The sequence below is a fragment of the Salaquimonas pukyongi genome, assembly GCF_001953055.1.
In the GTDB taxonomy this organism is placed as follows: Bacteria; Pseudomonadota; Alphaproteobacteria; order Rhizobiales; family Rhizobiaceae; genus Salaquimonas; species Salaquimonas pukyongi.
Map to the genome: position 1 here is coordinate 3153861 of NZ_CP019044.1, position 13689 is coordinate 3167549.

Here is a 13689-nt window from a genome sequence, read left to right on the forward strand (position 1 = left end):
GCGCCAGTATGGCGCGGAAATCGAAAACGCCGGAAAGGGAACGTTGAAGTTCCGCTACCGGCGCACCCGGTATGACGTTGAAACCGGCTGGCGGCCGGGAAAACCGCTGGCGCTGGTTCAGGTCGGCAAGGAACGGCTGGCGCTGAAGGTCGTGCCGACCCATACGGGATACCGCATCCGCTGGCGCGGTGCGGACATGAATGTACAGCTCGTCTCCAAGCGCCAGGCACAATATCTGTCGCTGATGCCCGAGAAGATTGCGCCCGATACCTCCAAGCTGCTGCTTTGCCCGATGCCGGGGCTGGTGGTTTCCATTGCCGTCACCGCAGGAGAAGCGGTAGAAGAAGGCCAGCCGCTGGCAACGGTGGAAGCAATGAAAATGGAAAACATCCTGCGCGCCGAGAAGAAGGCAAAAGTGGCGAAAATCAACGCCGCAGCCGGGGACAGCCTCGCGGTGGACGATGTGATCATGGAGTTTGAGTGATGGCTGAAAGCTTCCCAAGGGACTGGCTCGACCTTGCCACGAAGGAGCGCAAGGGCAAGAGCCCGCAAGACCTGATCTGGCATACCGATGAGGGCATTGCCGTCAAGCCGCTTTATACCGCCGACGACCTGAAAGAGGTCGGACATCTTGATTCCCTGCCCGGCTTTTCGCCCTTTGTGCGCGGGCCGAAGGCGACCATGTATGCCGGGCGGCCCTGGACGATCCGCCAGTATGCCGGCTTTTCGACAGCAGAAGAATCAAACCGCTTTTACCGCAAGGCGCTGGCAGCCGGACAGCAGGGCGTATCGGTTGCCTTCGATCTTGCCACCCATCGCGGCTATGACTCGGATCATCCCAGGGTTACCGGCGACGTGGGCAAGGCGGGGGTGGCGATCGATTCGGTCGAAGACATGAAAATCCTGTTCGACGGAATTCCGCTGAAGGACATTTCCGTATCGATGACCATGAACGGGGCGGTGATTCCGATCCTTGCCAGCTTCATCGTGGCGGGTGAGGAACAGGGCTGCACCCGTGCGGAGCTGTCGGGAACCATCCAGAACGATATCCTGAAGGAGTTCATGGTCCGCAATACCTACATCTATCCGCCGGAGCCATCGATGCGGATCGTCGCCGATATCATCGAATATACAGCGAAGGAAATGCCGAAGTTCAATTCGATTTCGATTTCCGGCTATCACATGCAGGAGGCGGGCGCGACGCTGGTGCAGGAGCTTGCCTATACGCTGGCGGACGGGCTTGAATATGTTCGTGCGGCCATTGCCAAGGGCATGGATGTGGACGCATTTGCCGGCCGGCTTTCCTTCTTTTTCTGCATTGGCATGAACTTCTTCATGGAGGCAGCGAAACTGCGCGCAGCCCGCCTGCTGTGGGCGAAGATGATGAAGGAATTCGGCGCCAGCGAGCGCTCGCAGATGCTGCGCACCCACTGCCAGACTTCTGGCGTTTCCCTGCAGGAACAGGATCCCTACAACAATGTGGTGCGCACCGCCTTTGAGGCGATGAGTGCTGCCCTGGGGGGAACCCAGTCCCTGCACACCAACTCCTTCGATGAGGCGATTGCACTGCCGACGGAGTTTTCCGCACGGATTGCCCGCAACACCCAGTTGATCCTGCAGCACGAGACCGGCGTAACCAGGGTCGTCGATCCGCTGGCCGGTTCCTATTATGTGGAAAGCCTGACCCAGCAGCTTGCCGATGAAGCCTGGAAGTTGATCGAGGAAGTCGAGGAACTGGGGGGCATGACCAGGGCGGTCGAGGACGGCCTGCCGAAACGCCGCATCGAGGAAGCCGCAACCCGCAAACAGGCCGCCGTCGACAAGGGCGAAGCGGTTATTGTCGGTGTCAACAAATACCTGCTTGAGACCGAGGACGAAATCGACATTCTGGAAATCGACAACACGGCGGTGCGCAAGGCGCAGATCGACCGGCTGGAGCGGGTGCGCAGGCAGCGCGATCCCAAGCAGTATGAAGCTGCCATCAGCGCGCTCGAAAAGGTGGCTGAAAGCGGCGAAGGCAATATTCTGGAAGTAGCGGTGGAGGCAGCGCGCGCGCGCGCCTCGGTGGGCGAGATCTCCGATGCCCTGGAGCGCGCCTTCAACCGCCACAAGGCCGTGCCGGAAGTCGTCTCCGGGGTATATGAGGAAGCCTATGGCGATGACCCCGAATATGCCACGCTGGTGGAGCGGCTGAAATCGTTTTCGAAGGATCTGGGTGAAAAACCCCGCCTCATGGTGGCAAAGCTCGGCCAGGATGGTCATGACCGGGGCGCCAAGGTGATCGCCTCCGCATTTGGCGATATCGGCTTTGAGGTTGTTCCCGGCGATCTGTTCGAGACGCCGGCGGAAGCTGCCCGCTCGGCAATTGAGAACAAGGTGCATGTCATTGGCGCATCTTCCCTTGCCGCGGGCCACAAGACCCTGCTTCCTGAGTTGGTGGATGCCCTGAAAGAGCAGGGAGCTGAAAACATCATCGTCATTACCGGTGGTGTCATTCCGCGCCAGGACTACGATTTCCTCAAGGAGCGCGGCGTGGCGGCAATCTTCGGCCCGGGCACAAATGTGCTGGAAGCGGCCCGTGCGGTCATCGATCTTGTCGAAGGGCGCTTGCGCAACCGCTGAACCGGCTCTACCAATCGCAGTCATACGGTTTGTCGATTGTGAGGCTTGTGATGGGTGATCAGCGTTTTATGCCGCTTTACGGCATGATGAAGCGGGAGGGACTTGAGGCAATTGCTTTCGTCCCCGGAGCGAATTTCCAGCGGATTTTCGGGCGCGACTTTCATCTGATGGAGCGCCCGCTCATCATCATCGTTCCAGCTGATGGGGAGCCGGCAGCGATTGTTCCAGCGCTTGAAATGGCTTCCTTCCGGCCCCTCGAATTTCCCGGCCCGGTGTTCGACTGGCGCGACGAGGATGGCTATGCGGCGGCCTTTGATAAGGCTGCTACGGCCTTGCCGCAGCTCGCCGGTGCAAACTCCTTCGGACTGGAGGCGCAGCGCATGCGGGCTTTCGAGCAGATGGAGCTGCAGCGGGTATTTCCCAGGGCTCGCTTTGTCGATGCCCATGGCGCCATTTCCTCGATCAGGCTTTGCAAGACGGCGGATGAGATCGCGAAGCTGAAGGAAGCAATCCGTATCTCCGAGACCGCGCTCGAAGCCACCCTTGGCGAAGTAAGGGAGGGTCTTACCGAACGCGAGGTGGAGGCCATTCTGGTGCGTCAGTTGTTTGCCCACGGGGCACACGGCCTCGCCTTTGAACCCATCGTGGCGGCTGGTGATAATTCCGCGCAGCCTCATGCCCAGGCACGGGATGACTACCGGATCAAGCGCGGTGATGCGCTGCTGTTCGATTTCGGGGCGAGCTATCAGGGCTACAATGCGGACATCACCCGGACTTTCTTTGTCGGTGAGGTTTCAGAGCATGACCGCGCCTTCTACGATACCGTGCTGGCGGCCAATGAGCGTGGCAAGGAGGCTACGCGGGCGGGGGTCAGCGCAAATGATGTGGACGATGCGGTGCAGAAAGTGCTGGAAGGATCGCAGTTCGCCGCCTTCATTCGTCACAAGACCGGTCATGGCCTGGGGCTCGACGTTCACGAAGCGCCGCAGATCATGCGCGGCAATCACGTAAAGCTGGAGGCAGGCACGGTATTTACCGTCGAACCGGGCCTTTACCGGCAGGATGAGTGCGGCGTGCGCATTGAGGATGACGTGGTGGTTACCGAAGACGGCATGGAATGCCTGACCACCTTTCCCCGGGAGCTGCGCATCGTCGGGTAAAACCGGTGCTCAGGAAAGCCCGTTTCGATCCTTCAGTTCGAGGTATATTGACGAATGGTCGCAATTGCCGCCGTCCAGTTCTGACACCAGGCGGCGATAGCGGTGTTGCATCTGTTCGGTGAGTGGAAGGCTCAGGGAAAGGGTGGTGGCCTCTTCTACAATATTGTCAATGTCTTTGAGCTGGGTGGCAGAGCGTCCCCCTGGGGTGAAATTCCCGGTGGTCATGCGTTCACCGTGCTGCTGCAGGATGATGGAGTCGGCAAACCCGCCCTTCAGTGCTTTACGCAGGGCAGCGGGTTCGGCACCGCCTTTTTCTGCCAGCAGCATGGCTTCGGCCACCACGCCGATGGTCGAAGCGACGATTGCCTGATTGGCCAGTTTGGCCAATTGCCCGGCGCCTGCCTCGCCAACCCGTACCGGGCGTCCCATTGCTTCCAACACCGGCTTTGCCCGGTCGAAGGCTGATTGCGCTCCACCTACCATGATTGCAAGGGTGGCGGCCTTTGCCCCCTTTGTGCCACCGGAAACCGGCGCGTCCAGGCAATCGATATCTCTGCCGGCAAGCCTTGCGGCGTGATCACGGGCTTGTGCCGGTTTGATCGAACTCATGTCGATGAAGATCGATCCGGATCCCATGGCCTTGGACACCTGCAATTCGAACAGCAGATCGCAAACGGCTGCACCGTCGCTAACCATGGTTATGACCACATCCGCCGATGCAACGGCTTGTAAGGGATGATCGCAAATCACCGCTCCGGAACTGGCGAGCGGACGGGCTTTTTCGGCCGTGCGATTCCATACCCTGACTGCATACCCGGCCTTGAGCAGGTTTGCCGCCATGGGCGCTCCCATCAGCCCGGTTCCCAAAAATGCAATATCCGGTTTGCCCATGGACTTCCCTTCCTGCTTGACTGCCTGTGCGAAGTCATTTTCTGGTGTATCAGATTTGATCTGCGGTAAAAGCGCCGCGTAATCCGTCAGGAGGCTGGTGCTGGTTATGGAGAACAAGCGCGAACTGTTGGTGATCGGCGAAATGACGCCACGCATGATGGCGGCATTTGCCCGGGATTTTACGGTGCATGAACTGTCCGGGATCGATGATATTCCCGGTTTTCTCAATGAAGCCGGCGAGCGTATCGAGGCGATTGCCACCTTTGGTGCGGAAACCGTGCCCCAGCAGGTCATGGACGGCCTTCCCAATCTGAAGATCATATCCTGCTACGGCGTTGGCTATGACGGCATCGATACACAGACAGCGGTCAAAAGGGGAATCGTGGTCACCCACACGCCGAATGTTCTCAACAATGATGTGGCCAATACTGCAATCCTGCTCATGCTTGCCGTCAGCCGGCAGCTTGTGCGCGATGACTGCTGGGTACGGTCCGGAAACTGGAAGGTGAAGGGCGCAGCACCCCTGACGCGATCCATTGAGGACAAGACGGTGGGCATTGTGGGACTTGGCCGGATCGGCGAGACGATTGCAGCAAAGCTTCAGGCGTTTTCCTGCAAGGTTTGCTATCACAGCCGCAATCCGCGCGATGTTGCCTATCCCTATTTTGCCGATCTGGTGGCGATGGCAAAGGCGGCCGATTACCTGATTGTCATAACGCCGGGCGGGGCTGCGACCCGTCACCTTATAGACCGGGCAGTGCTTGATGCGCTGGGACCGGACGGCACGCTAGTCAATGTGGCGCGGGGTTCGGTTGTCGATGAAGCAGCCATGGTAGCCGCACTGCGCGAAGGCAGGCTGGGTTATGCCGGCCTGGATGTGTTTGAGGCAGAACCCCACGTGCCGGAAGAACTGTTTGCGATGGACAATGTGGTGCTGCTTCCTCATGTGGGCAGCGCCACGGTGGAAACCCGGCAGGCCATGGGCGATCTGACAGTTGAGAATCTCCAGCGGTTCTTCAAGCAGGGCCGGGTAACAACGCCGGTGCCCGAATGCGCGCATCTGGTGGAGGTGGATTAATGCCCCAGCATCCGGCGCAGCATGCTGCGAAGTTTTTCCGGCAGGGCGGCCCGCCGGACAAGGTTCTCAGCTTCTTTTTCGCTCGCGGCCAGTGCCACGTTCTGCAGCTCGATCTTTTCGCACCAGAACAAATCCATCCAGGATTTTCCGGTTTTGGCCAACGAGTCCGCCATGCGGAAATCGGGGAGTGAATGCAGATATTCGCTCAGACGGGCCATCAGCAGTGCACCGGGAGAAAAGCGCGCATAGTGCTCGTCGAAGGCGATTTTCCAGGGGTAATAGCACCCGTTCATCGACAGCAGGATCATGCTGGCCAGGGGTTTTCCTTCCAGGCGCATGGAAAGAACCCTGCAGCGGCCTTCCCCGGCAAGGTCGCTGACCGCCTGGCGGGCGAAGGCGGCGTGGCGTTTTATCGCCTGTATCGAAGTGCCGCGGCGCCCTTTCCAGCTGCGGGTTTCGATCAGCAAGTATTCCTCGAACCGCAGCATGACGTCGATCGGTGTTTCGGCAAGCTCGAAATCAACCGTGCCCAGCTCGGTCAGTTTGCGAAGCAGGCGATTAAGCTCACGCTGACGTTTTTTGCCGGGATAGCGAGTGCCGGAATTAGCCATCAATGCTGCCCGGCCGCCGGCCGGTAATTGGCAGACGCCCAATTGGCTGCGCCTTTTTATCCCGGTGGCCAGCTGCTCGAAAACGGTTTGCGCAGCAACGTTCTCCACCAGCAGGGGAAACAGGCCGTTTTCGAATGCGGTTTCGAACAAATCGGCCAGCCGGGCGGCAAGGTCTGCTTCCGGCAACGAGGACTGCAGCGGAGTGCCCAATGGGGCAAACGGGTGAACCAGCGCACGGTAATGCTCTGCAACCAGCAAGGAGGCGGGGAAATGAACCACCGGCATTGAGAAATGGGCGATCTCAACATCATCGCGGCGCTCCCATGCCACCAGCTGATAGATGGTCCTTTTGGTGATGCGGCCGCGGCTGGCGGCCAGAAAGGCCGGGTTGAAGAAGACGTTGGTTGCCCTTCTGCACCCATCCACCGTGCCATCCTCTCCGGCCTTGCCCAGCAAGCTGGAGAGATCGGGGTTATGGTCCCGCCGGTGGCTGAAGGGATGAAGGCAAAGCAGCCATTGGGCGCCATCGATGGCTGGCAGTTCGGCGAGCGTTTCTCGCGTGGCGGCAGCGTCTGCATCCCTGGAGGCCGGCCAGGCGGTGGCCCTTGCCGGTTTTCTCCGGTCAGGTCTTGGCGGGGAGACATCCTGCTTGACCATCTGCCTACTCCGCTGGCCGTGTCTGGGCTTTATTCCCGCGCATGGGCAGAATGAAGATGTGGAGCGAGAGTCTGCGCCGGGCTGCAGCGTAAAGGGCAAATGCCTCAAAGAACAGGGCGCCGGATGTTGCCATGGCAGCCCCGTTCAGACCGTATACGGGAATTAGCTGCCAGTTCAGGATCAGGTTGAACAACAGGGTTGCCGCGTAGACAAATGCACAGACCTTCTGTTCGCCGGACATGGTCAACACGCTTTCGGCAGCGCCGACCGATGAGCGTACGATGATCCCCAATGTCAGTATCCAGATAACCGGTACGCCCTCTTCGACGAATGCCGGGCCGAACAGCATCAGAAAATACTTGCCGACCACCAGCATCAGCAGTGCCAGCACAAGCGAGGGCCAGAACGTCCAGTGAACCGTTTCCTGTATGAATTGTTCGTAGCGCTGCCGGTCGCCGGCCGTTCGATAGGCGGAAAAGCGGTGTGCGGCGGCGGCCTTGACTGCAAAATAGACAAAGTGAACCAGGGCCAGCGTTTTTGCAGCGGCGAAATAAACCGCGACTTTTTCCGGCCGCATGTAGTGGCTGACAAAGAGAATGTCGACATTGGTCAGCAGATTGTAGAAGCCTTCGATCAGAAAGATCGGCATGGTAATGGCAAGCCATTTTGCCGGCATGAATTTGCGGGGGCCTTTGGGCACCGCCTTGCGCAGTTTGAAGACCAGCAATACGAATTGCAGAATGCTGGCCGCATAGACCGCGACGATAGCCGAGATCATGGCGGTTACGGCTGTGGCCGGGAATCCGAGCAATATGGCGGCTGCCATGGCTGCGAGAATCAGGATCGGCCGGAGAATGAAGGTGGGCGCCAGTGCAACACCGGCCCAGTTATGGGCGCGGGCGATGCCGTCCTGCACCTCCTGAAGGGCCAGCATGGGAAGGAAAACGGCAGCCAGGTAGATCGGGATTACGAAGTAGTTTTCAAACAGGCCGTCCATCCAGTAGACACCGGCCGACCCGAGAGCAGCTATAAGCGTTGCGGCGAGCACTGCCCAGATCAGGGAGCCGGAGATCGCGCCGCGCAGATACTCGGCTTCGCCTTGTTCCCGGTATTCGGAAATGAAGCGGATGATGCCGGTCTGGAAGCCGAGGCAGGCAATGCCGCCAAGAATGACGGCCGCAACCCAGACAGCAACGAAAATCCCGTATTCGAACTGGCCCATCCACCGGGCAAGCAGCACCTGGCTTATATAGGCAATAACAGCACTCAGAATGCGGATGGCGAAGGCAAACAGGGCAATCCGGCCCGAGACGGCGCTGTCGCTATTGCCGCTAACGATCGCATCAACGCGCTCAAGGTGCGGCACAGCACGCAGTGCCAGATTTCTGGGCAAGCTGCGTTCTGCCAGGGGGGCCAGTCTGGGTATGAAGTTGAGGTTCAAGGCATGCTCCGCGGTTACACGGCGGAGTTATACCGATAAGCGCTTAAAAAAGAGTTCGAAACCGTTTCATTAGTTAACGGTCGGGGTAGCCCTGTTAACCATGAGGTTCGAAACCCGGACATGGTTCTGGGATTGGCTTGGGGTTCTGGCCCCGTTTACGAGTTCATGACCTAACCCTTGAACCCGCCCGCATCGAGGAAAGCCTGCTCGGCGGGGGTGGTATGGCGGCCCAGAACCGGATTGCGGTGCGGAAACCGGCCGAACCGCGCGATGATCTCATGATGTTCGCAGGCATATTTCATGCCGCCGGCACCCTGCACGCTGTGCTGCAGACAAAGACTGGTTCTTTGGTCGGCAATGCTCTCGCTGTGCATGAAGGGCATGTAGAAGAAAAAGCGGAGATCTTTTGAAACCTGATCCGGGAACCCTTTCTTCAAGGCATGGCGGGCAGCCTCCAGTCCCTTTGCATCCCGCGAAAATGCGTTGCTGCTGTCGCGAAACAGGTTTCGGGAGAACTGGTCGAGTACCAGGATGAGCGCCAGACAGGACTGCGGATCGTTCATCCAGTCGTCATGTTTGCCATCGGCGGCTGCCTCGTTGAGGGCCAGAAACCGTTCTTCAAGCTCGCGGTCGAAAGCATCATCCTTGGTGAACCACTTTTCCGGGCCTGCCTCGTTCCAGAAGGTCAAAACATCTTTCCACTGGCTCATGGTGCGGTCCCTATTTTCCATCAAGAATATTGCCTATCATTCACCCCACAACTATGTGTTGGCAAGACCGAAGCGCAGGCGGATTGCTGGAACGTTATGGATGACGAGATAGATATTCTGGACGTGCGCGGGTTGAATTGCCCGCTGCCGGTCCTGAAGGCGAAGAAGGCCATGCGCAGTATGGCTGCAGGGGATCTGCTTTGGGTGGAAACCACCGATCCCTTGTCGGCGATCGATATTCCTGCCTTCTGCAGCAATGACGGCCACGATCTGGTGAAGACCGAGGAAGCCGGGGAGTTTCAGCGCTACCTCCTGCGCAAACAGGGCTAAGCGCGCGGCTTCCCTTACTTGGGATTGCCAAGGCGCAAGCCGTCAATGGCGAGAGGATTGTCCGCCAGTGCCTGGTGATCGGCGCGATCGACCAATGGCCGATTTGTTGCGCTGGCGAAAAGATCTGTAACAAAGCCGGGGTCCATGTCCTCCAGGAAGACCACAAGACTGGTATGTTCGACATCACCCGGCCAGGCTGGCAGAAATTCCGGACTGGAAAGCCTGCTCCCGGCGGCCTGAACGAGGAGTGGCTTTTCCTTGCCTTCAACCTTCACCAGACCCTTGATTCGCAATACGTGATCGCCATGGGCCGACAGCATCAGCTCCAAGAACAGGTCGAGCTGTGACCGCTTGACGGGTTTATCGGCGCGCAGGGTAACGCAACAGATGCGCTCGCTGTGGCGGTTTATGTCGTGCCCGTGGTGGTGAACGTGATTATCCGGCTGTCCGGCCGATCGGGCGGCGGGAGCAGTTTCCTCAAGCCAGCTGCCGCTGGTGCAGGCGGCGATCTCATCCAGGAGTTCTGCCGGGGTCTGGATGGTGCATTCAGGATTGATCGCGGCGAGCAGGTCAACTGCCGGTTTGTGCCCTTCGGGACCGTTCAGCAGATCCGTCTTGGAAAGGATGATGCGGTCCGCCAGCATGATCTGGTGCCTGGCTTCATCGAAGCGATCGAGCGTATCGCTGCCGGCGGCGGCATCAAACACCGTAAACAGTCCCCGCAGGGAGAGATTGTCACAGATTTTCGGTGCCGACATGATCGCCGCCAGCACCGGCAGGGGATCGGCAAGGCCGGTCGTTTCAATGATGATGGCGGCGGGAGCGGGATCGCGGGTGAGCAGAGCTTCCAGCGTGTCGATGAGTTTGCCGCGAACGGTGCAGCACAGACAGCCATTTGTCAGTTCGATGACCCCGTCATCTGCGCTTTGCACAAGATGGTGATCCAGCGAAACTTCGCCGAACTCGTTAATGACGACAGCCGTGCCGGCAAGTGCCGGCAGCTTTAGCATGGCGTTGAGCAAGGTGGTTTTGCCGCTGCCCAGAAAACCGCTGAGAACGAGAACCGGGATTGGGGTTCCTAAGGCAGGCTCTATGCCGGACCGGCTCATCATTGGACCGCCTGTTGCAGCGTTTCTCCCGCCGGCCGGCGCACGGGAACGGGAATGGAGCCGCGAAGCAGGGCATCGCTGCCAAGGGTTTCGCCATCGACACTGACCACAGCATAGGCCGGACGTTTTACCGGCAGGGGAACGCGCGAAGGCATGAAGGCGCGGGCAAGCCATGCAGGGCTCGGATCGCCATCAATTCCGCCGGTGGCAACGAGGACAGGGTCCCGCGTTACCCGGCGCGGATGCAGCCATTTCGACTTGATGACGGCGGTCTCCGATGCCGGATCATACCGGCTCTGGCGGGCTTTTTCGGTGCACAGGACCGGCCTCAGGTTTACCGGTTCTGCCGGGGTTTGCGGCGGCAAGAGGGTTGCCATGGGCTGGCCCCCAGCCGCCTTGAATCCCTTCATCAGCAGGCGGGCGGCCAGTTCCGCCCTTTGGGTCTGGGAAGCGGCGCCCAGCACGACGGCGACGAGCCTTTTGCCATCGCGCTCGGCGCTCGCAACGATGTTGTAGCCGGAAGCACAGACAAAGCCGGTTTTCATGCCGGTGGCGCCCTCAAAGCGCTCCAGCAGAAGATTATAGGATGTGTAAAGCTGCCCTTTTGCCCTGATGGTCGGGGTTTCGAACAGATCGCGAAATTGGGGAAACTCGTTCCAGATTGCGCTGGAGAGGATCACCAAGTCCCGGGCGGAGACATATTGGCCGGGATCGTGCAGCCCGTGGGGGTTTACGAAACGGGTGTTTTCAAGACCAAGCCGCGCAGCTTCCGCATTCATGCGTGCGACAAAGGCAGCCGTGGTGCCGGCAAGGGACTGGGCGAGCGCCAGTGCGACATCGTTCGCGCTCTTGACGATGAGAATGCGAAGGGCGTTGTCGAAGCGCAGGCGGGTGCCCTTGGGATATCCCATTCGGCTGGGGGGCGCTTTCAGCGAACTGGCAGTGATGGTCACCGGTGAGCCGGGTGAAATCTCGCCCCGCCCGATCGCCCGGAAGGTGACATAGGCGGTCATCAGCTTGGTCAGGGAAGCAGGATGCCAGCGGTCATCCATGCGGTTTGCTGCAATGACCTGGTTGCCGTCGGTGTCAACCAGCACATAGGGGATGTCTGGAAAGCCGGGTTCGCCCTGCTGGCCAGCTGCGGGTATGGTAATGGTGAGCAGCATCAAAAATGCCAGGGCGGCAGCGTGGCAGTCCGCCAAACCGGAAAGAAGCCGCCGGAATGCGAATGCGAATATTGTCCGGAACGCTGCGGTCATTGTTTACTTCGCCTTGATTCAGGTTCACGGTATGGGTTTGATGACAGGCCCGTTTGCCGGCCGGCATTGCGGGGAACAAGACACGATCTAGAGGGCAGAATGGCCATAATCAACCGCATGGCAGAGCTTCATGATGAAATCACGGCATGGCGCCGATCCTATCACGCCAATCCGGAGCTGATGTATGACGTTCACGATACGGCGGGCGATGTTGCTGAAAAACTGAAGGCGTTCGGATGCGATGAGGTGGTAACCGGCATCGGCAGAACCGGGGTGGTCGGGGTGATCCGCGGCAGTCAGGCGGGCGGCCGGGTGGTCGGGCTGCGCGCTGACATGGACGCCCTTCCCATCCGGGAGGAAACCGGCCTGCCCTATGCGTCGAAGAATGACGGCAAGATGCATGCCTGCGGCCATGACGGCCATACGGCGATGCTGCTGGGCGCTGCGCAGTACCTGGCGGAGACGCGCAATTTTGCCGGGACGGCAATCGTCATCTTTCAGCCCGCGGAGGAAGGCGGCGCCGGGGGTGAAGCCATGGTCAAGGACGGGCTGATGGAGCGCTTCGGCATTGAAGAAGTCTACGGGCTTCACAACATGCCGGGGCTGGATGTTGGCAAATTCGCGATCTGTGAAGGGCCGATCATGGCGTCGACGGATGAATTCACCATCACCATCAAGGGGCGGGGCTCGCATGCGGCCATGCCCCATCAGGGGGTCGACCCGATCGTTGCCGGCGCGCAGCTGGTCAACGCATTCCAGACCATCCCCTCGCGCAATGTCCATCCCCTGGACGGGCTGGTCGTTTCGGTTACGCAATTTCATGCCGGCAATACCTATAACGTGATTCCTGAAACCGCGATGATCAACGGGACGATCCGTTCGCTGAACAACGAGACGCGGAAGTTTGCCGAGCAGCGCCTGCGCTCGATGATCGACCTGGTGACACAGATGGCGGGGGCCAGCTTCGAACTGGATTTCAGGGCCGGTTATCCTGTGACGGTCAATGATGGTGCGGCAACGCGCAAGGCGATCGAGGTGGCAAAGCAGGTGGCAGGCGATAGCGGCGTTGATCCGCAAGTGCGCGCCACGCTGGGCGGCGAGGACTTCGCCTACATGCTGAATGCCCGTCCCGGTGCCTACATCTTCATGGGAAATGGCGATACCGCAGGCCTGCACCATCCTGCCTATGACTTCAACGACGAGGCCATTCCGCACGGCACGTCCTATTGGGCGAAGCTGGTGGAAACGCTGATGCCCGCTTCCTGAAAGAGCCTCCTGACTGAGCGTCCCGACAACTGCCGGCAAGGGAGAATCAGAGCAGTTCCAGAGGAATGCCCGGTGCCGTTTTCAACTGTTTGAGTGCGATGGTGCTTTTGACGGTTTGCACCGATGGGTCCGGCAGCAGCCGCTCGTTGATGATTCCGCTGAGATCGGAAAGCCCGTTGACCAGCACTTTCAGCCGGTAATCCATTTCTCCGGTCAGTGCCGCGGCTTCGCGCACTTGTGGAATCCGGTTGACGAGATCGGTGAAATGCCTCGAATTGTCGGGATTGTGGGTGTTCAGCGTGACATCGATATAGACCAGAAGCTCGAAACCGACGCTGCCGGGGTCGATAACGGCCCGATAGCCCGTGATGACGCCATCGGCCTCCAGTTTCATCCGCCGCCTCGAGCATTGGCTGGCCGACAGACCGACCCGGCTGGCGAGTTCCTGATTGGTCAGGCGGCCATCCTCCTGAAGCGCCTGCAATATCCTGATATCGAAATGATCCATGTGCACAAACTATGCGATTTTGTGGGTATGAATGCAAGATGACTGCA

12 protein-coding genes and 1 pseudogene are annotated in these 13689 nt (G+C 59.5%); 6 read left to right on the forward strand and 7 right to left on the reverse strand.

The annotated features are described in order from the left end of the window. Positions 1 to 88: 88 nt before the first annotated feature. From BVL55_RS17350 to BVL55_RS15265, 3 genes and pseudogenes are all read left to right on the forward strand, one after another. Positions 89 to 484, forward strand: a pseudogene (locus BVL55_RS17350) (DUF2118 domain-containing protein); the annotation flags it as partial. Further along, entirely contained in the window at positions 484 to 2622 is a 2139-nt protein-coding gene (gene scpA / locus BVL55_RS15260; RefSeq protein WP_075997618.1) for a methylmalonyl-CoA mutase, read from the forward strand. The pseudogene BVL55_RS17350 and the gene scpA, both read left to right, overlap by 1 nt. A gap of 50 nt (positions 2623 to 2672) precedes the next feature. Continuing rightward, positions 2673 to 3782 (forward strand): M24 family metallopeptidase, encoded by a 1110-nt coding sequence (locus BVL55_RS15265; RefSeq protein ID WP_075997619.1) that lies wholly within the window; start codon positions 2673 to 2675, stop codon positions 3780 to 3782. Between the two features lie 9 nt (positions 3783 to 3791). Here BVL55_RS15265 and BVL55_RS15270 read toward each other — a convergent pair whose 3' ends face one another. Next, a complete protein-coding gene (locus BVL55_RS15270) occupies positions 3792 to 4673 on the reverse strand; it encodes an NAD(P)-dependent oxidoreductase (RefSeq protein ID WP_075998215.1) in 882 nt (293 codons plus the stop codon). A gap of 106 nt (positions 4674 to 4779) precedes the next feature. On the opposite strand from BVL55_RS15270, the gene BVL55_RS15275 reads away from it, so the two are divergent. Next, positions 4780 to 5751, forward strand: a complete 972-nt coding sequence (locus BVL55_RS15275) for a 2-hydroxyacid dehydrogenase (RefSeq protein ID WP_075997620.1) — start codon at positions 4780 to 4782, stop codon at positions 5749 to 5751. Here BVL55_RS15275 and BVL55_RS15280 read toward each other — a convergent pair. The 3 genes from BVL55_RS15280 to BVL55_RS15290 form a co-directional block, all read right to left on the reverse strand. Next, on the reverse strand, positions 5748 to 7019 hold the full coding sequence (locus BVL55_RS15280) for a GNAT family N-acetyltransferase (protein WP_075997621.1): 1272 nt from the start codon (positions 7017 to 7019) through the stop codon (positions 5748 to 5750). The genes BVL55_RS15275 and BVL55_RS15280 overlap by 4 nt on opposite strands. 4 nt (positions 7020 to 7023) lie before the next feature. Continuing rightward, positions 7024 to 8460, reverse strand: a complete 1437-nt coding sequence (locus BVL55_RS15285; protein WP_244530535.1) for a lipopolysaccharide biosynthesis protein — start codon at positions 8458 to 8460, stop codon at positions 7024 to 7026. Between the two features lie 170 nt (positions 8461 to 8630). After that, entirely contained in the window at positions 8631 to 9170 is a 540-nt protein-coding gene (locus tag BVL55_RS15290; protein WP_156892572.1) for a DUF924 family protein, read from the reverse strand. A gap of 96 nt (positions 9171 to 9266) precedes the next feature. On the opposite strand from BVL55_RS15290, the gene BVL55_RS15295 reads away from it, so the two are divergent. Then, positions 9267 to 9500 (forward strand): sulfurtransferase TusA family protein, encoded by a 234-nt coding sequence (locus BVL55_RS15295; protein WP_075997623.1) that lies wholly within the window; start codon positions 9267 to 9269, stop codon positions 9498 to 9500. A 14-nt stretch (positions 9501 to 9514) separates the two neighbouring features. On the opposite strand, the gene BVL55_RS15300 is transcribed toward BVL55_RS15295, so the two are convergent. Both BVL55_RS15300 and BVL55_RS15305 read right to left on the reverse strand, forming a co-directional pair. After that, positions 9515 to 10612 carry a CobW family GTP-binding protein gene (locus BVL55_RS15300; protein WP_162841525.1) on the reverse strand — a complete coding sequence of 366 codons (1098 nt, stop codon included), beginning with the start codon at positions 10610 to 10612 and terminating at the stop codon, positions 9515 to 9517. Then, on the reverse strand, positions 10609 to 11868 hold the full coding sequence (locus BVL55_RS15305; protein WP_075997625.1) for a D-alanyl-D-alanine carboxypeptidase family protein: 1260 nt from the start codon (positions 11866 to 11868) through the stop codon (positions 10609 to 10611). Before BVL55_RS15305 ends, BVL55_RS15300 begins: the two co-directional genes overlap by 4 nt. A 99-nt stretch (positions 11869 to 11967) precedes the next feature. Between BVL55_RS15305 and BVL55_RS15310 the strand changes: the two genes are divergently transcribed. After that, a complete protein-coding gene (locus BVL55_RS15310; protein ID WP_075997626.1) occupies positions 11968 to 13134 on the forward strand; it encodes a M20 aminoacylase family protein in 1167 nt (388 codons plus the stop codon). 46 nt (positions 13135 to 13180) lie between these two features. Here BVL55_RS15310 and BVL55_RS15315 read toward each other — a convergent pair whose 3' ends face one another. Further along, a complete protein-coding gene (locus BVL55_RS15315) occupies positions 13181 to 13642 on the reverse strand; it encodes an Lrp/AsnC family transcriptional regulator (protein ID WP_075997627.1) in 462 nt (153 codons plus the stop codon). Positions 13643 to 13689: the final 47 nt, after the last annotated feature.